The following is an 18533-nucleotide window of genomic DNA, read 5'->3' on the forward strand; positions in this document are numbered from 1 at the left end:
TCTTAAGCCGTACGTTCCGTTGCTTTGAGACGCAGCGCTTTTTTCTCTTTCGACTTCGCCACTGGCGGTTTCAGAGAAATCGCGATGATACAGGCCAGCAGACACAAGAGGCCAAAGATAACAAAGGTTGGTTTGAACCCGCCTAGGAAGACGGCGATAAACGAACCGGAAAGGGCACCAATACCAAAACCTTGGTAGACAATTCCGTAATTCTTACTGTGATTTTTCAGTCCGAAGAAGTCGCTGACAATGGCGGGGAACACCGTAATATTCCCGCCAAAGCAGAACGCAATGGCTGCTACACAAGTGAAGAAAAGTCCGAAATTCAGGGTCGCGTAGCTGAGGGTCAGCATAGCCGCCGCAGTTACAGCAAGTGATGCGCCTACCAGCTTCAAGCGACTCATTTTGTCAGATAAAGCACCCAGAATTAAACGTCCCGCTGTATTAAAGATCGCAATCATAGCCACCGCACTAGCTGCTGTCTGTACATCAAGTCCAGCCAGCTGCACGCCGATATCTTTTACAATACCGATCAGATACAGACCACACATACAAGCGGTGAAAAAGATGATAAATAGCAGATAAGCTTCTTTTGTCCGCAGCATTTCTTTGACCGTATAGTCTTTCGGTGAACTCATTACTGTAGCTGTCGTTGAACCCGCTGGTGCTGGGGCCGCTTGAACCGGAGCTTCTCTTACGAGCAAGGAACCGATTACAATCATGCCCATTACAATCAAACCCCAATACATAAATGTATTAGACACACCCACTGAGTCAATCAACCCGCCGTTAATATATTTAAAGATCAAACTCCCTGTTCCATAAGCACCAACGGACACGCCGGAGATTAAACCTTTATTATTCGGAAACCATTTAATTAAATTAGATAATGAAGTGATATAAGCTGTCCCATCCGCAAAACCAACGATCACCCCAACCAATAAATAGAACATGAAGAGTGAATTGGCCTGCGAGCTAAGAATCAATCCTAGTCCGAGCACAATCCCAGCAGTAGCAGTCAAACGGCGAAGCCCGAAACGATCCTGCAGCTTCCCTGCGAACAAGGTCGCGAAAGCGAGTGCAAAGCTCGTTATAGAAAAAGTAATCGAAACGGAGTTAAGCTCCCAGCCAAATTTTGTTACCAGATGCGCATTAAATAAGCTCCATGTATAGATGGTACCTAGACCCATTTGCATAATTACTGTACCTAATACGATTAGCCACCGTTTGGTGCTTTTGCTGTCCATTGTCGTAGTCATGGTCTTTTCCTTCTTTCTCTCTCGTTGTCTGCTACAAGAGCTTCTATCGCCTCTTTATTGTAGCTAAACCAGCCGATGTTGAGAGAAATCCGGCATGAGATGACGGAAATGAAGAATGAATTGCATTTATAAGCGCATAATCTGCCTGAATTCCTTTACCTTACTACGACTTACCGGCACTTCAAAACCTAAATCATGCAGGCGCAGCAAATACGTATTGTTGAACCACGGGATGATTTCCTTGATCTTGGACAGGTTAACAATATAGGAACGATGGCAGCGAAAAAAACGATCCTGCGGCAGCCGCTGAAAGAAATCGCTGATACTAAGTGCCATGCTGTATTCCTCACCTTTAGTCATCACACTTGTGCTTTTTTCCTGCGCGGAGGCGTAATAAATATCGTCGGCATTCACTACGATAATCTTTTCATTTTTCCACAGATTGACCTTGTCACTGACCGGATTACGTTCTTCTTCCCCCTGTCGTCCACGGCTGGCAAACGCATTTTCCAGCTTGTGCAGCATGGCTTTGATGCGTACCTCGCTATAAGGCTTAAGAATATAGTCAAAAGCTTCAATCTCAAACGCCTCAGCGGCATGCTCCTTATACGCAGTGATGAACACTATGTAGGGTTTTACCGAGAATCTACTGATATTTTGTGCCAACAGCACTCCGTCGATGGAGGGAATATTAATATCCAGAAAAATCACATCTATCGTATCACTCTGCAAAAATTTAAGCGCGTCCAACCCATCTTCAAACTGTGCCGTTATGTCGATCCCGCTGTGCGTCTCTATTAAATAAGCCAGCTCCTGTCTTGCCAGCTCTTCATCTTCTACGATGATCGCTCTCATTGGTCCTCCTTTTTAACATCAAAAAAAATGTTCGTCCCTTTATCCAATCTCTGAATGGTAAGTCCAGTCCCATAGATCAGCTTTACCCGCTGGTGTACATTAAACAGCCCGATTTTATTCTCCGGCATATCGCCAGTATAGACCTTCTCTATCGTTTCCTTGCTGATGCCAGCTCCGGTATCGCGAATGCCCACCCGTACGGTATCCCCGTGGTCTTTTACAGAAATCGTTACTGTTCCTGTCCCTCTTACCTTCAGTATGCCATGTATAATCGCATTTTCTACAAGCGGCTGAATGATCAGACTCGGAATCCGAACCTGAACCTCATCAATATCATAAAGCACGTTAAGCCGGCTTCCAAAACGCGCCTTTTCGATCTCTACGTATTGCTGGACCTGCTGTAGCTCTCGTTTGATATCAATGAATTCATCGGTAAGCTCCAGATTGTATCTCATATAACCGGACAGATTCACAATCAGCTCGCGCGCCTTATCCGGGTTAATTCGAATCGAGGACGCAATCGCATTCAGTGCATTGAATAAAAAATGCGGGTTAATGCTGGTCTGCAGTGCCTTCAGCTCCGCTTTGTTCGCCATTTCCTTAATGCCTTCCACCCGCGACACTTCCATCAAGGTAGAGATCATTTGCGACAGACCCACGGCCATAGCTTGGAGCGAGTAGGTAATCTTGTGGGCTTTGGTGTAATAGATTTTGAGTGCTCCCGTCACCTCACCCTTTTCCTTCAAAGGTATGATGATCAGCGACTTGATCTGCGGATTCACGTAATCACTATCATCGTTACGGATGGTAATTTCACCACTGGACAACGTTACTTTAGTTTCCTCACTGATAATATCGTTAGTTGTCTCATAATCCTCCTCACCCACGCCAACATAGGCACGAATAAACCGAGTATCGGTAATGGCTACAGCGTCTGCACCGATATCCTCTTTGATGATCTGGCAGATGGTGCGCAGCGACTCCTGATTAATATTGCGAAAATACGGCAAGGTCTTATTGGCAATATCAAGCGCCAGCTTGGACTGCTTAGCCGCAATCCGTTCCTTCTCACCTTCCACGCTCTGCACTAACACAACAATCAGGCCGACACTAATCTGGCTCATAATCATCGGAAAAGCGATCTTGGACACGATATCTACACCCAGCGCCATCGGTTGAGCCATCGCTAGAATAAGCAGCATCGTCAGTGCCTCACAGGCCATTCCCGCCAAAATCCCTGCTATCCAGCGACGCTCACCAGAGGTGCGGCGATAGATTATCCCAGACACTATGCCTGCGGTGATACTCGTAATCAGACAAGGAAGAGAGGTTACCCCTCCGATATCAATCAGAAAACGGTGAACCCCTGAGATGATGCCTGTTATAAGTCCAACCCATGGCCCGAACAAAATCCCGCCAGATACGATGGCGATAATTCGTACATTCACAAGCGAACCTTCCACATTAATCCCGCTATAAGTGCCAAAAATGGCAAATAAGCTGAAGATCATCGTCGCAATAGCAAACTCTTGCGGAGCGTAACTCTCTTTTTGAAAAACCTCTTTAAACCGCGGCAGACGAGTCAATACAAACAGACACATCAGCAATAACGCAGCTCTTTCCAACAATTGCAGTAATATAGTAAACGTATATTGCACGGTCACCGCCTCCAAAGGTCTCGATGTCGATTCATTATAAAGATAGTTCATGCCTCTGTCCATTCAGCCTGTCCCTTTATACCTCTATTGAAACTCTTGTTGTATGATATTAACAGATTGGAAGCATGAATATTCGGAGGTGGCAGTTTGCACAAAATAGAACACGAGGCAGATATCATTCAGCTTGTACATAATGATCCCTGGATGATGGATATTTTAGAAAATGCCAGATCGCTACAGTTACCTGACTGGTGGGTTTGTGCTGGGTTTGTACGTTCAAAAATCTGGGACACCCTACATGGCTTTGAAGAACGGACCCCTTTGCCAGATATTGATGTTATTTATTATGACGGCAGCAATCTTCATGAGGAAGTGGAAAAGCAATGGGAGGCAAAACTGAGGGAATTAAATCCCTATGTGCCATGGTCTGTTAAGAATGAAGCAAGAATGCATACCATTAACAACCTTGCACCCTATACGTCATCTGTAGATGCCATCTCCAAGTTTCCGGAAACAGCTACAGCGCTTGGGCTTTCCTTAGATGAATACGGCAAGGTTATCCTCACCGCTCCGCATGGGATTGCGGATGTTATTAATGTAGTGTTGCGGGCTACCCCTCATTTCAACAATAATCCGAACTTACTCCCTATTTATGAAAAACGAATATCACAAAAAAACTGGCAGGCAACGTGGAAGCAATTGCAGGTCAGCGCTTCCTAAAGCAAAGTTGTGTTAGCATCAGAATAAAACAACAGCAAGCCTCTGCTACAGAAGGGCTTGCTGTTGTAGCTTTATCACACCGCTAAATCAATACCAACCACGCCTACTACATCTCCCTGACGATTCCGGATTGCTCTAGATAATGTAATACAAGAACGTTTCGTAATCGCAGATACATAAGGTTTAGAGACATATTCACCTTCATTCATGGCCCCATTCCACCAATCACGCCGCTTAGCATTCAACAGGCCAGCCGCTGGCTCGGAGTAGATAAAGGTTCCATCCGTCCGATTGGACCAAATGGCTTGTACATCTGGAATTCTCTTAATGTAAGCATTCAAAACACCTTGATGAACTTCAGTATCTGGAGCGTAAAGTTCTTCCTTGGCGGAAATCGTCTCCAAGAGACTCTGCATTTCCTGAAGCCGGGCTGCATATTGGCTCATCTCAATTTCCGCTCTGCCCGCAATGCTAGTAACCGATTGCTGCAACGATTGTGACTCCGCCAACAGATTGGCGCTGACTTCGTTCAGCTGCCCAATTTGATCCCGCTGCCGTGTCACCTGCTCCAGCGTAAGGTCTACATTGGCAATCGTCTCATTCACGATCGCTACAGCACCGCTCAGCTCCGTCGTCACTTCTACAATCAGCTTGCCCTGCTTCGCGGCAGCATCGATTGTTTCCGTTACGGCGCTGCCTACTTCATCTACTCTCGACGCGATATCATCGAGTCGAAGCTTCACCGTGCCGACCTCGTTCACCCCACGCTCCACTGAGACTTGCTCTTTCGTAACGGATTCCAGCACCTGCTGTACTCCATTATTAATGTCAAGCAAGATGCCTGAGGAGCGGTCTACCGAGCTCTTGCTTTGATCAGCCAGCTGCCGAATCCGGCTGGCCACTACTGCAAATCCGCGGCCCTGTTCACCGGCCCGGGCCGCTTCAATAGAAGCATTCAGCGCGAGCAATGAGGTCTCATTCACAATGGAGTTAATCAATGTATTGATCTCCTCTACCATCGCAATATGATTACTCAGGGTAGTAAACTTAGCTAACATGTCCCCACTCTGTGTTTGCAGATCCTTCATCACCACATCTGCAATGCTCAGGGAATCTACCATTGCTGTCATTCCTTGCCGAGCATAATGCATATTCGAGCCTAGTTTTTCCGTCAATTCTTCGATATGTGCTGTAACTGAGGCTACACCGCCCATCGTCTGATAGGCCCCTTCAATATTGGCTTTAGCCTCGTTGCTGCGAATCCTTAAATCCGTTTCATACGCGTGTGAATAATCTGCTGTCTGCTGCAGCTGCTCTGTATGGCGGCTGATTTCTTCAAGTGCACCATGCAGCCGATCCGAGGTAACTACAATCTCATTGCCAAGAAGCTCCACTTTGTCCTGTGACTCCTTCAGCAGCGCTTCTTTGCGATAACCGTAGCGGGATGTATTCAGCGAGAACCATCCTAGAGAACCCATAAGCAGAATAATCACCAGCTTATGCATCCAGAGCATATCAATCAATAAGCTGTACACACTGACAAGAAGCAACAGGACGACTACGAAAATCTGGTTTCGACGGATCTGCATCTTTATTCCCACTCCACTCGATTGATGTTATGTATTCTAACATTATATCAGCAGAGTTAATTAAAGGAAATACTTTCTATAGTATTCCTTTTCGATCAATCATTCCCCGGGCCAGGCAATCTCCCCTTATAAAGATGCTTGTTGAACTCCCGCTTCCAAGAAAGCCATCAAGAGGAAACCTGAGCTTATTGTCGAATATATAAGCATATTGCCACTGGAAAAGAGGATCACATTATGCGCGCCACACCTCAAACTCCTCGTCAGACCTATTGGAATCGTGTGCTTCTCAATTCATTCTGGATTATCCTGATTGTGTATTTAAGTATTCAGTTCATTGTGACTCTATCCTTATGGAGCCAGCGTCCGGAAACCCCAACCAGGAACGGTTATATTGAGCACTCGTTGATTTCTGATTCCATCATAGTGAGTTTGATCATTATTCTAGAAGTAATCTATAGATGGAGGCCTCTGTGGGCCCAACTCTCCATTACGGTTGCAAGCCATCTATTTGCGGTTTTGATTATCGTCAATCTCAGCGATGAGTTGCATGTTAAATCATTAATTATGCTGTTCCCGCTACTAGTCTCGATGATCTATCTGAAGAGCAGTTATATGATAGCCACTTCTGCTATTTCTCTACTGTACACGATCATTTTATTCACCAAGACATCCATTCACGAGTACTTCCCGATCACCCAAACAATCATTATCGCTCTTATTTTTGCAGGTACTGCTTTGGCAGGTTTTGCAGTAATCGTTCGCGGACGTGATTTGATGCAATCCCTGCAGAACTCCGTCAAGTCAGAACAGGAATTACGCATTCAGAATATAATCATGGATCGTCTATCTAAGATAGATCCCCTGACTGATCTGTATAATCACAAGACTTTTCACGAATATTTGGGTTGGCTAATCGAGCATCAGCAGAGTAATCCATTCTCCATGCAGCTTGCCGTTATGGATATCGATAATTTCAAAAAAGTAAATGATTGCTATGGACACTCCGTTGGAGATATCGTATTACAAAAAGTCGCAGCGATCCTACTCGAGTATATCGGTCCTGATGATTTCGCCGCACGGTACGGGGGCGAGGAGTTCATTGTCATTCTGACTACCAAAACCTTTGAGCAATCCTATGAAATCATGCAACAAATTCTATCTAAAGTCGCCGATACCCCTTTTGCCGAAATGGAAGGGAAAAGCATAACCGTCAGTATCGGGATGCATGATTACACAGGCGAAGACTCCAAAAATACCACTTTTCAGCAGGCTGATGATGCACTTTACGAAGCTAAAAACACCGGGAAGAATAAAATTGTTATCAGCTAATGGCAAGCTCCACAGACACTGTTTATCTGTCGGAGCTTGTTTTTTTGCAAAGCCTTAATTTCAGAAGCATTTCACACCAAAAACCCCCACCTGTAGATGAGGGCTGTGTATCAACTGCTAAATTCCGTAACGCTTCTGCGGTTCCAAAAGCTCTACCACTTCCTGCTTCGGAACAGGTCTGCTAACCAGATATCCCTGTACCTTATCGCAGCCCGATTTTCTGAGGAAATCCAGCTGGCTGATCTCTTCCACTCCCTCCGCAACGACCTCCAGCCCCATATTGTGGCCCAGCTGTATAATGGTCTGCACAAAAGACTGGCTGTAAGCTTTTTCCGAAAGCGAATCGATAAAGGTCTTATCCATTTTAAGCGTAGAAATCGGCAATTGCTGCAAATAACTAAGAGATGAGTATCCCGTTCCGAAATCATCCAGCGCAATACGAATGCCTTGGGATTTGAGGAATTGAAGCTTATTCACGATACTCTCAAACGATTCCATAAAAATAGACTCGGTAATTTCCAGTTCAAGACAACTAGGCTTGAGCCCACTTTCAGTCAGACTTTCCTGCACCATCTCGACGAAATCATCCTGCAATAGTTGAATAATGGAAATGTTAACTGATATCTTGTAAGGAATGCCCATACGATCTTGAATGCCTTTCATAAAGATGCACGATTCCCTAAGCACCCATTCTCCAATATAAATAATCAGCCTGGAATCCTCGGCGATTTTGATAAAGGAAAGTGGAGATACAAAGCCCAGCGTTGGACTATTCCAGCGAATTAAAGCCTCAAAACCAGAAATTAATCCAGACTGGATATCCACCTGCGGTTGATAATATAACTCAAACTCATTATTATTCATGGCACTGCGCAAATGCTTCTCTATATTCATCCGTTCATTAAACGCAGTATGCATGGATTTGTCATAGACCACATAAGTCCCTTTACCATCCTCTTTCGCCCGGTACATAGCGACGTCCGCATTTTTCAAGATTTGCTCGGTGGTCTCCCCATCTTCCGGATAAAAGGAAATTCCGATGCTTACGGAAACGTACAAATAACTCTCTCCGATTAAAAAGGACTGCCTGAATGCTCTCAGGATCCGCTCCGCCAGGTCTAGCACATCCTCGTGGTTTTCTATATCCTTAATAAAAATCACGAATTCATCCCCGCCGAGCCGAGAGAGCATATCCCCTTCACGCACCACCGACTGCAGTCTTTCGCTAGCCTTTTGAATGAGAACATCACCGGATTTATGCCCTAAGGTATCATTGATGTATTTAAAATTATCGGTATCTACGAACAACAGCGCCGCCTTGCCTCCTGAACATTGCAGATATTTCTCCATAGATTCCAGTAGACATACACGGTTGGGTAAATTACTAAGCTCATCCACATAAGCCAGACGATGCATGTGTTTTTGATTCTCAACCAGCATATCGTATTGCTCTACAAGCTCCTGCTGTGTGGCTGTAAGCTGTTCATAGGTTGCCTCAAGCTCCTGATAACTGTTGCTCAGCTTTAGCTCTACCTGCTTCCGCTTACTAATATCAATCAGCGAACCGATAAATAACACAACTTCATCCTTTGGATCAACGATAGCTTTACCACTTACCTCAAACCAGACGAACTGATTATCTTTGGTCCGCATGCGGTATTCTGTCTCGTAGATAGGGGTTAAACCTGCCAGATGATCATGTCTTGCCTTTTGGGATGATGGCTGGTCATCGGGATGAATAATACTAAGTACCCCATTTTCGAATGAATTGATTTCATCCTCCGTATAGCCCATAAGCTTGTACCAGCGATCCGATAGATTATACAGTCCAGTCTCCCAGTCAAGCTCCCACATGTATGCACCAGAACCCTCTGTCGCGAGACTGAACCGTCGTTCACCTACTTGCAGCTTAGCAAATTGCTCCTGTAGCTCGACCTCTGTCGCTGACAGCTCTTCGTAAGTAGCTTCCAGTTCCTCATAACTTTGCTGAAGCCTTAGCTCATTTTGTTTGCGCTCATCGATATCCACTCCTACAAGCACAAAAATATCAGCTGCCTGCTTATCCAATCCTTTTAACAAGGTGGTCCGAAATGAAAAATACCGCGCCGCTGGCGAATTGTCCGGAAGTTTATGCTCGATATTATCAACATAGTCAAGCTGTACGGCCCTTTCCAGCAGATTCCGAATAGCCGCCGTACTGCCTGTCAGACCCTCCATATCCGCAATGTTTTTGCCCACTACTTCATTCTCGCATAGGCCCGTCATTCGCTCAGCGTAATTGTTAAACCGAACTACCTTTTTATCCGCCTGCACAGCCCAAACCACCATACCGCTATGCTCTATTACATCCTCAAAAAATTGCTGTTCCGAATAAACCGCACGCCGTAAGTGATTAATATACATTTTTAGCAAAACCGCACTAATGATTAGAAGACCAAGCAGAATAATGGCTCCCACAATAAATCTATTGCGCATCATAACTTTATAATAATCTGAATGAACGAAGAAATAGTGCTGATACAGCTCTTCAAAAGCACCGGAACGATGCAGGCGATCCAATCTCTCGTTAACATAAGTTACTAGCTCCGGAGCGGATTTACTTATTGCAAAAGCAACATCCCTAGGGTAGAGATTGCTCATTTTTTTGATAATACTCCCCTTCAATTTCTGTTCAGCAATCAGATAATCGATCACTTCCTGATTCTCAAATAGAAGGTCGATTTCCCCTTTTTCAAGAGCCTTTAAAGCTTCAGGAGTCGTTGCATACTCTATGTAATTTGTAATCCCCACCTTGCTGTTCAGCACGGTTGCAGAATACTGTCCATTCCCTAACCCAATCTTATAACTTCCCAACGCCTTTAAATCGATCTCATCCTCAAGCTCTCGCCTTGCATAGATGGAAATATAGTTTTTAATAACTGGATCTGAAAATAACACCTCTTGGTTACGCGACTCCGTAATTGCCATAAGACCTGCTATCTCAATATCTCCTTGAATCAGCCGACTGTAAACTTCATCCCATTGCCCAGTACTGTAGTGAATAAGGTAATCCTGCTTCTCAAAAATCATCGTGCTCAAATTAATATCAAACCCGGTCAAATACCCGTTTTCTACATATTTATAAGGTGGATATTCCAGTTCAACTTGGTACCTTATATCCTCTCTTTCGGCGTGAGCGGCTGTAGGAGGTACGAGCAAAAGCAGAAAAATAATCAGAAGCAACATTGTGCACCGCTTCATTGCCCAATTCCCCTTTTTGCTAAAATTTAGAATTTAAAGCATTATTCTAAAAAGTATTCGACAAAATATGGTAAGATTCCTGCTAATTCTTTCCTAAAACCACACATTATACGCAAATCCCCATCTTTCGATGGACTCTTTTATTTGTAAATGATAAAAGTTACGAAGTCTTGATTTTTATATTGCTTTTTACATAGAAAATGTGGATAATAGCAATAACGATAAATGTTGATAATGATTATCATTATTATAAGCGTTAATAATTTCAATTTACGATATTTAAGTTAAAAGGAGACTGATCACCCATGAACGTTACCTCTACCCGAACAACATTACAGGTTGACGATTATCTGGATCTGCTCAATCTTGCCGTTAAAGTTGGAGATTTGAAATGGCAAAAAGAAATTAAATCCAGATTGCAATACATTCTCTGTCTGCCGACAAGATAATGCTTCCGAGTATACGCCGTGTTCCCTTATTTGGGGGCATGGCTTTTTTTGTTGGTATGCAGACATAGCTATATAATAATAGGAGTATCTCCAGGTCACCTGATGGTTAATGATATAGTATAATTATCAGCATAATATATAGAATAAAAAGTCCTTCAGATCGGAGCGTGTCAGCTTGAAAAAGTATATAGCTTTATTCTTAATGCTCAGCCTGTTATGGGTACCTGGTGCATACGCCGCTGGAATTCCTGCCCAGCAGGGATTCGTTACCGATAACGCTGAAATGTTCAGTTCCGCAGAAGCCGCTTCTATTTCTGCTACCGCCACTGGAGAACTCCTGACCATCCATGTACTCACTGTAGATTCCACAGACGGTACTCCAGCTGATAAGTATGCAGACAAGGTTTATGACTCGTGGAAACTGTCCACGCGGGATCTTCTACTGCTGATCTCCGCTGGTGACCAGTCCATTGAGCTAAATTTCTTAAATCCAGACTTTCAAAGCTCGTTAAATACTTGGTCTAAGAATCAAGGAGGGTCCTCGGGAAGTTCAGCCATCCAAAAACTGCTCGACACCTACTTCATTCCTTATGCCAAAAAAGGGGACTTCACTAGCGGGACAAAGGCTTTGATTAATGCCATCCATTCCATCGGAGATCGTGCCGGCAATACCGGAGGAACCGCAGGAAGCGGGAGCGCAGCCGGGGTCGGGAATGGTGTAAACCGCTCCAGCAGCTCCGTGTTTATGATTGCAGCGATTCTTATCGGAGCCTTTCTAATCCTCCTTCTACTCTTTGTAATGGTTACGGGTCTGCGTCGACGCAAGCAGCTTAGCGAGCAACAGAAACAGTTATCTAATTTAATGGTCCAGGCAAATCGGGCACTGGAATCGCTAAACCCTTTTCAAGGGATCGTTCAAGGGAAGACGGGAGAGCTAGTCGAAGGTATTTCCAAGCGGCTGTCCGCCAAGCTCGTTGAAATCTCCGCACTACAAAGCGAAGGTCAAGGCGTTCAGCCAGCATTTTATCGCTTGGCTGCCCTCAAGACAGCCGTGAAACAATTACAGCTGTCCGAAGCTTCCTTCCGCGCAGCGCTTGAAGAGGAAGAGAAACACATTGCTGTCATCAGCGAAGCAGACCGCAATGTCAAACAGCGTATTACAGAGCTGAAAGAGGATACGCCAGAGCTTGAAGAACAGCTGCAAGGTGCAGTTAAAGAAACCGGGTATGAGCTTCAAGAAATTGTAGAGGAACTTAAGGAGCTTGCGGAGGAAACTGCTAAGGCAGACCAATTGGAGCTTTTTGATCCGATTGCTGCACAAGAGGTTACCGAGGATGCACAGGAGCGTCAGGGAAAAATCGAACAGGATCTGAAGGATGTTGATCTCTACGATGATAAGCTAAATAAATTTCCTACGGTATTAGCTGTGGCACGTGCCAAAATCACCGGGATCATTGAACAGAATTCACTGCACAATATGAAGGTTAAGCCATATGAACACCTGGAGCAGGCCCGCGTAGAATCGTTGACACTTGAAGCGCCGCTGCGTATAGGAGATATGGATGAGGTGCGCAGAATCGGCGCCAGTCTAGATCTGCTTCTGGATGAAGCTGTTGCTATGACAGAGCAGCAAGCACTGCTGCGGCAGAATAACCGCAGAGATCTAGAGACATTCCGCACCACATGGAGCCATTTGAAGCAGCGGCGAGACGAGCTGCAGGCCCGAATTACAGAAGCACGTGTACATTTCGAAGAACAGCATGTAGCTACCGTAGAGAACATTCTGATGGAGTGGAGCACACGTCTTCGGGAAGGCGCAGGTGAAGTGGCGCAAATTGAGAACTGGACCAGTGATGAACGGGGCGAATATGACAAGGCCCACGATGCGCTGGAGCGCTTGCTGTCATTGCAGGATGAAGCTGGCCGGCAATATGACGGTGTCTCTGAAAGTCTAAATGCATTAAATGAAAGACTGGATAAAGTACAACGTCTCTTCTCCGAAGGACAAAGCCGGGTAGAGACGACCCAGCGAATGCTGCACAGCAGAGGCTTGTCTTCCAGAATCCGCTTTGAGTTATCCTTACTGCCGGAATATAGCCAGTTGGAGCAACGGCTGTCATCCCGGCCTTACAACCTGGAGGAACTAGAATCGATTGGCCGCGCTTATGACGCTCAGATCACTTCCTTTGTGAATGAAGCGAACCGAATCGTTCGCCAAAAGGAAGAGGAAGAACGGCTTGCCCAGCTAGCCATGATGAGAGAGCAACAGCGGCGTGCGCAAGCCCGTAAACGAATGTCCTCCGGTCCTCCTTCTTCAGGTGGATTCGGTGGGGGACGTTCCTCCGGCGGTTCTTCCTGGGGCGGAGGAGGCAGTGGCGGCAAATCCTCCGGCGGCTCTTCTTGGGGTGGCGGCGGCAAATCCGGTGGAAATTCATCGGGTGGCTCTAAGTGGTAATTCCTCACCATTAGATGCAAATGGATATACAAAAAGACTCTTTCGCCTATACGGGCGGAAGAGTCTTTTTAATTATGAATTATTGCTGTTTCATTTTTGGTATAAATGTGCCATCGGAAGATAAATTGTAACGGCCGTGCCCACTCCCTCTTCACTAGCTATTGCCACATATCCTCTGTGGGCAGTCACGATTTTTTTGACAATCATGAAGCCAAGTCCATTTCCATCGCCTCTGGTCGTGTGAAAAGGCTCTCCTAATTTATCCAGAACTTCCTTATTCATCCCCTCTCCATTATCGGTGAAGGTAATCACCTGGAATTCATCCTTCACATCAAGAGTCACTGTAATGCTCCCGCCAAAAGGCAAAGCTTCCATTGAATTTCTTAGGATATTCAGGAAAATCTGCTTAATCTGATTGCGGTCACATTCGATCTCAGCATCATAATGAATCTTTGTATTTAACGCTATATTATTCATCTCCACCTGAATCGCGAAAATATTCAATACTTCCAGCAGGATCGTACTACATTGTTCAGTCATATAATGCGCAGCCTGCGGCTTACCCAGAATAAGAAACTCGCTCACAATGAGATTCATTCTTTCCACTTCTGACATAATGAGATCATAATGCAGCAGACGTGAATCTTTATTAGCCAGTTGAAGCATCCCTTTCACCGTAGTCAGGGGATTGCGGATCTCATGTGCAATGCTCATGGCCAGTTGTCCTGCGACCACTAGCTTTTCTGTATTGCGCAGCACTTCTTCTGTTCTTTTCATCTCCGTGATGTTGCGCAGACTTCCAATCACACGCGCTAAGTAACCATTTGCATCGTAAACGGGGAGTACATCTAACATATAATGCTCGAACAACCCGTTTTTCTCCTGGATCACTTCTAACCCGGCACATGCGACATGATGTATGATGACATGTTGAAAGTATGCGCCCACATTCCTAATTTCAAAGACACTAGTTCCAACAACAGACTCTTGATGCTCACCACCCAAATGAAGCATGGCTAAACTGTTCTCATTTATATTCACGACTGTTCCGAATTGATCTGTTATGATTACCCCTAAGTAATTGGTCTCTAGCAAAATCCGATTTAATAATTGCAGCTGAGAATTCCCTCTTCGCAACAAAATCTCACGTTCAATCGAGTCAGCCATCGTACAGAGCAGAGGCAACAAATGGGGATGGGCTACATCTATATCTGCCATAAATGAAATTGTACCTAAAATCTCTTGCCCATTTTCTTTATAAAATGGAGCTGTACAGCACACTAAATGATGCAAAATATAATGGAAATGGTCTCGTCCTGTCAGCTGGAATGGCTTCTGATATTCAAGGGCTAAAGCGATTGAATTGGTACCCACTTCTTTGTTCATCTGCACGCCTTCTTTGATGCCTACCTGTCCTACGAGATCAATAATCGTCGCATCTCCTTGGAACGCCAATAGATAACCTGCATCATCCGAAATCGTGACTAGGATCGGGTTCCCTTTGACTGAGGAAAGAAATTTTTTGACAAAAAATTCGATAACCTCAATCACTTCACTATATGCGCTAAGCTGTGCCCCCAATTCATCAGTAGAATATCCCTTTGCAAAGACAGGCGGTTGCTCAGGATCAATTCCTTGGTCTATACAATGCTGATTGGAAGCCTTAATAATGGTCTCATCCGTCAGTATCCCTGTTGTCTCATCCAAAGCCCTTACCCCATTCTGTATGAATCTTCAATTTTGCATTGCATAATTATGTATTCTACCTCTCTCCCTCTAATCCTTTTCAATCCTTAAAAATCAAATAATCCCAATGTTAAAAAATAACTTTCTGCACAAAAAAACTCCACCCCTATAAAAGAGCGAAGTTTTGGAGGATTATTATTTTCTGTTTTTCTATTAATGCTTAGTGTCATCCAAAAAAGGTTTATTCACATAATAATACATTACCCCCATCAGTACGCCACCGCCAATTAAATTGCCGATCGTAACGGGGACAAGGTTATGCACCACGCCATACCACGATACCGTTCCGGGATGATCAAGTACAAGCGCAATCGCAAAGGTACACATATTGGCAATACTATGCTCATAGCCGGAGATGAAAAAACAGAATACGAATAAGACCATGGCAAACATTTTGGCCCCATCGCCTTTCATATTCATCGGTATAAAAAAAGCCATACAAACGAGCCAGTTACAAAGAATAGCCCGAAAGAAAAGCTGACCAGCCGGGGCTTCCATCTTATGCTCCACTACATATAGCAAAAATCCGTTTACATCTGAGCTATAGAACAGTCCTGTCAAAAAAATCAGCAAGGCAAAAACGGCAGCTCCAAGAATATTACCGATATAACTCATGATCCACATCCGGACAACCTCAGACCATTTCATTTTCCGTCTTAGTGCCGTGTATGTGTAATAAAAAGTATCTCCGGTGAATAAATCCCCGCCACCAAAAGAAATTAGAATAATAGCCGCTCCGAAAGTAATCGCAGCCATTGGATAAGCAAAGGGGGATTGCTCCATAAAGAAATAGTTGCCTGTCTTAAATGCTACAATTACACCGAATCCGATAAACATACTGGCCAGCATGGCTCTGGCAATATAGCGCATTACGCTTTGCCGGAATATCTTCTGTTTCTTAAGTGCTAATTGTTCAACCTGAAGCAGTGCCTCGTTCTCCATGTGACCTCCTTAGGGATTTTGGTATTTCCAGCTGATTATGGGCTAATCGACAGCCTTGCGTTATTATACCCAATAACCCGCTGGAAATTACTTGAACCAACTCGCGGCAAAAAATCCCTGAATAATTACGGGGAAGCGAAGCTACCTCTCGCTAATTGTCTTCATTCATTTTAGCAATGGCTTCTGCTTTTTCACTGCTGGCGACGATGATAAGCACGAGTATCAAACAGCCTAAAACCATAGCCTATCCCCACTTCCTCCACATGTAGTCTTGTGACAACTTATGTATGTGGATAGGGCTTTATGTTTGGCTGCAGCAAACTTCATTTGATTAGATCACGTTTACGCCTATGCAGCAGTTGAAGCAAGCTACTTCATATCCAAAAAAAGCAGAGCAGCGAACCTCCAGAAATGAAGGCTCACTGCTCTGCTATATTTTTACGGACTTTTCTTAAAACAATTAGTTCAAGAAGCTGCTCAGTTGGCTCTCTGCTTCACCTTGTTTCAGCGCCTCAGGCTTGTCCGCTTCATTGAGTCCTAGACGATTGCCCAGTTGAGTATTGATCGTCGTCATTTTGGATGTATAATCCTGGCAGCTCTCGATAATACGACGGTTTGACTGTTCTGAAGTATCCAATGCGCTAAGCAGATCGCCGATCGCTTGATTCACGGCTTCCATAGACATGGAAGGTTTGGATAGAAGCTCAGTCGTTTTTTCTGTAGTCGTACGCAGCAAGCGTGCATTTTCTTTAAACTGATCTTCAATCGTCTTATTTGTTGCTTCTACAGCGTTGATAACATTCTCCTGATCAGCCAGCGACATCGCAATCATTGCCGACACTGTGATCAGATTAGAGGTTTTATCAATCGCATTATTCACGGAATCAATCAGTTTATCATTATTGTCATTGATGATATCTGTAGCAGCAATCGCTTGATTGTAGAGCAGAATCATCTCTGTCATGGACTGAATACGAACCATCACTTTACGCAGACCACGCTCCAAATAAGCTTTACGGAACTCATTCTCAGGCTTTGCAATCTCCACCTCGAACAGCTCTTTTAGCTTATTGCCGAAGGCAATTTTGGTCTGAAGGTTATAGATCTCCTCCATAGAGGTACGTTTCAGCTGGCGCATATTTACAATACTCTCTTCGAGGGTATCTCTGCCGTCGCGTAGTCCGGTAACAATCGCATCAATATTCGTGCGGACAGACTGATATTTGTACACATAGTTCTTCATCGGACTCTTCCGCAGCATTTTGCCGAAAAAGCTAACATTCTTACTCTGTTGCAGATTTTCACACTCATTCCGCAGCTTCATAATCATGTTAGGCACTTCAACACGCTTACCGGACATCAGGTCATTTACCGGACGATCCAGCAGCTTGAGGGTTTGGCCTGCTTTTTCCTGCGTCTTCACCCCAAGCTTTCCAATATCATCCATTAAAGAATCCAGCGTGACTGTATCTGTCTGGGATACCTTCTCGATCAATTGCGCGGCTTCTTCGACTACCTTTTGTTCATCTTCTTTTTTTAATTGGATCAACTGCGTGGACATGGGTTTCCCTCCTATAATTCGGAACTGCTATACCGCTGATGAATCAGTTCCGCCTTCGTCTGAAGTTCCATCAGGTCTTTATGTTCGATCGTCGAAGCAATATCCGATATTTTGGAATCAACATCTCTTAGACCGTTCAGCAGCGTTCTCCGATTCTTCGTCTTCGCTTCACCACTTAGGCGCAAAAATGGATTAATCACACCATTCAAATCCTTCAGAATCAATCTGCGGACCGTATGATTAATATCGCCATTATTGAGCTCCTGCAGCAGCGGAATTACACGTTGAAGTCTCGCAAAAAGCGCCAGTGATTTCTCGACAATTTCATTGTCCAGTGTATCCTTCTGCCCCTCGGAGATAATCATATCTTCCAGAATGCTAAGGTACTCAACTACCGGAGCAAATTCCGGTCCAATCTTCGTCGGTTCAGCCTCAGTTCTACCACTATTGTCCGGATTACCTGGTGCAGCATTATTGGCCGCACTCGGTAAATGCGGAGCATTTGCAGAGGGAGCTGGAGCAATAGGCACCGTCTCCGGACCTGCTGGCAGCACCTCAGCCGGAAGGTTGGTTCTCGGACTTCTCGTTGCAAGAACCCCTACCGCTGCACCCGCTACAGGCAACAGCAAGGAGAGTAACTCAGGCAAAAAAGAACTCGTTAATACAGCGACAACATAGCCAATACCGGCATACAGCAACACTTTCGATTTAAATTTAATTTTTCTCACCT

13 protein-coding genes are annotated in these 18533 nt (G+C 44.7%); 4 read left to right on the forward strand and 9 right to left on the reverse strand.

The genetic code is table 11. The features are described 5' to 3' along the window. Positions 1-2: 2 nt before the first annotated feature. The 3 genes from MHH60_RS11935 to MHH60_RS11945 all read right to left on the reverse strand — a co-directional run bounded on the left by MHH60_RS11935 (position 3) and on the right by MHH60_RS11945 (position 3715). Positions 3-1247: an L-lactate MFS transporter gene (locus tag MHH60_RS11935; protein ID WP_076124755.1), complete on the reverse strand. Its 1245-nt coding sequence runs from the start codon at positions 1245-1247 to the stop codon at positions 3-5. Positions 1248-1385: 138 nt separating this feature from the next. Next, positions 1386-2114 (reverse strand): LytR/AlgR family response regulator transcription factor, encoded by a 729-nt coding sequence (locus MHH60_RS11940; protein WP_076134814.1) that lies wholly within the window; start codon positions 2112-2114, stop codon positions 1386-1388. Beyond that, a complete protein-coding gene (locus MHH60_RS11945; RefSeq protein WP_306081993.1) occupies positions 2111-3715 on the reverse strand; it encodes a sensor histidine kinase in 1605 nt (534 codons plus the stop codon). The genes MHH60_RS11940 and MHH60_RS11945 overlap by 4 nt, the downstream gene beginning before the upstream one ends. A gap of 261 nt (positions 3716-3976) precedes the next feature. Here MHH60_RS11945 and MHH60_RS11950 point away from each other — a divergent pair, with 261 nt between their 5' ends. Continuing rightward, complete coding sequence (locus MHH60_RS11950; RefSeq protein ID WP_076134899.1) at positions 3977-4492, forward strand: nucleotidyltransferase family protein; 516 nt, start codon at positions 3977-3979, stop codon at positions 4490-4492. A gap of 74 nt (positions 4493-4566) precedes the next feature. Here MHH60_RS11950 and MHH60_RS11955 read toward each other — a convergent pair whose 3' ends face one another. After that, on the reverse strand, positions 4567-6081 hold the full coding sequence (locus MHH60_RS11955) for a methyl-accepting chemotaxis protein (RefSeq protein WP_076134813.1): 1515 nt from the start codon (positions 6079-6081) through the stop codon (positions 4567-4569). Between the two features lie 234 nt (positions 6082-6315). On the opposite strand from MHH60_RS11955, the gene MHH60_RS11960 reads away from it, so the two are divergent. After that, on the forward strand, positions 6316-7410 hold the full coding sequence (locus MHH60_RS11960) for a GGDEF domain-containing protein (RefSeq protein ID WP_076134812.1): 1095 nt from the start codon (positions 6316-6318) through the stop codon (positions 7408-7410). A 117-nt stretch (positions 7411-7527) separates the two neighbouring features. Here the strand turns inward: MHH60_RS11960 and MHH60_RS11965 are convergent, their stop codons facing one another. Beyond that, the gene (locus MHH60_RS11965; protein WP_076134811.1) at positions 7528-10650 is read right to left on the reverse strand and encodes an EAL domain-containing protein; all 3123 of its coding nucleotides are present in this window, start codon (positions 10648-10650) and stop codon (positions 7528-7530) included. A 305-nt stretch (positions 10651-10955) separates the two neighbouring features. On the opposite strand from MHH60_RS11965, the gene MHH60_RS11970 reads away from it, so the two are divergent. Next, on the forward strand, positions 10956-11099 hold the full coding sequence (locus tag MHH60_RS11970) for a hypothetical protein (protein ID WP_167348483.1): 144 nt from the start codon (positions 10956-10958) through the stop codon (positions 11097-11099). Between the two features lie 175 nt (positions 11100-11274). Then, positions 11275-13554: a TPM domain-containing protein gene (locus MHH60_RS11975; protein WP_076134810.1), complete on the forward strand. Its 2280-nt coding sequence runs from the start codon at positions 11275-11277 to the stop codon at positions 13552-13554. Positions 13555-13644: 90 nt separating this feature from the next. On the opposite strand, the gene MHH60_RS11980 is transcribed toward MHH60_RS11975, so the two are convergent. From MHH60_RS11980 to MHH60_RS11995, 4 genes are all read right to left on the reverse strand, one after another. Next, positions 13645-15261 (reverse strand): ATP-binding protein, encoded by a 1617-nt coding sequence (locus tag MHH60_RS11980; RefSeq protein WP_076134809.1) that lies wholly within the window; start codon positions 15259-15261, stop codon positions 13645-13647. A gap of 192 nt (positions 15262-15453) precedes the next feature. Further along, entirely contained in the window at positions 15454-16242 is a 789-nt protein-coding gene (locus MHH60_RS11985; RefSeq protein WP_076124688.1) for a formate/nitrite transporter family protein, read from the reverse strand. A 460-nt stretch (positions 16243-16702) separates the two neighbouring features. Then, positions 16703-17803 carry a toxic anion resistance protein gene (locus MHH60_RS11990; protein WP_036687432.1) on the reverse strand — a complete coding sequence of 367 codons (1101 nt, stop codon included), beginning with the start codon at positions 17801-17803 and terminating at the stop codon, positions 16703-16705. Between the two features lie 11 nt (positions 17804-17814). Then, the gene (locus tag MHH60_RS11995) at positions 17815-18522 is read right to left on the reverse strand and encodes a hypothetical protein (protein ID WP_076134898.1); all 708 of its coding nucleotides are present in this window, start codon (positions 18520-18522) and stop codon (positions 17815-17817) included. Positions 18523-18533 lie beyond the last annotated feature (11 nt).

The organism is Paenibacillus sp. FSL H7-0716, from assembly GCF_038002705.1.
GTDB lineage: Bacteria > Bacillota > Bacilli > Paenibacillales > Paenibacillaceae > Paenibacillus_AQ > Paenibacillus_AQ odorifer.

Bases quoted from the DNA above. Each gene is read 5' to 3' on its own strand.
- MHH60_RS11935 (WP_076124755.1), bottom strand. From the start codon at position 1,247: ATGGACAGCAAAAGCACCAAACGGTGGCTAATCGTATTAGGTACAGTA.
- MHH60_RS11990 (WP_036687432.1), bottom strand. From the start codon at position 17,803: ATGTCCACGCAGTTGATCCAATTAAAAAAAGAAGATGAACAAAAGGTA.
- MHH60_RS11960 (WP_076134812.1), top strand. From the start codon at position 6,316: ATGCGCGCCACACCTCAAACTCCTCGTCAGACCTATTGGAATCGTGTG.
- MHH60_RS11985 (WP_076124688.1), bottom strand. From the start codon at position 16,242: ATGGAGAACGAGGCACTGCTTCAGGTTGAACAATTAGCACTTAAGAAA.
- MHH60_RS11965 (WP_076134811.1), bottom strand. From the start codon at position 10,650: ATGAAGCGGTGCACAATGTTGCTTCTGATTATTTTTCTGCTTTTGCTC.
- MHH60_RS11940 (WP_076134814.1), bottom strand. From the start codon at position 2,114: ATGAGAGCGATCATCGTAGAAGATGAAGAGCTGGCAAGACAGGAGCTG.
- MHH60_RS11950 (WP_076134899.1), top strand. From the start codon at position 3,977: ATGATGGATATTTTAGAAAATGCCAGATCGCTACAGTTACCTGACTGG.
- MHH60_RS11970 (WP_167348483.1), top strand. From the start codon at position 10,956: ATGAACGTTACCTCTACCCGAACAACATTACAGGTTGACGATTATCTG.
- MHH60_RS11945 (WP_306081993.1), bottom strand. From the start codon at position 3,715: ATGTGTCTGTTTGTATTGACTCGTCTGCCGCGGTTTAAAGAGGTTTTT.
- MHH60_RS11955 (WP_076134813.1), bottom strand. From the start codon at position 6,081: ATGCAGATCCGTCGAAACCAGATTTTCGTAGTCGTCCTGTTGCTTCTT.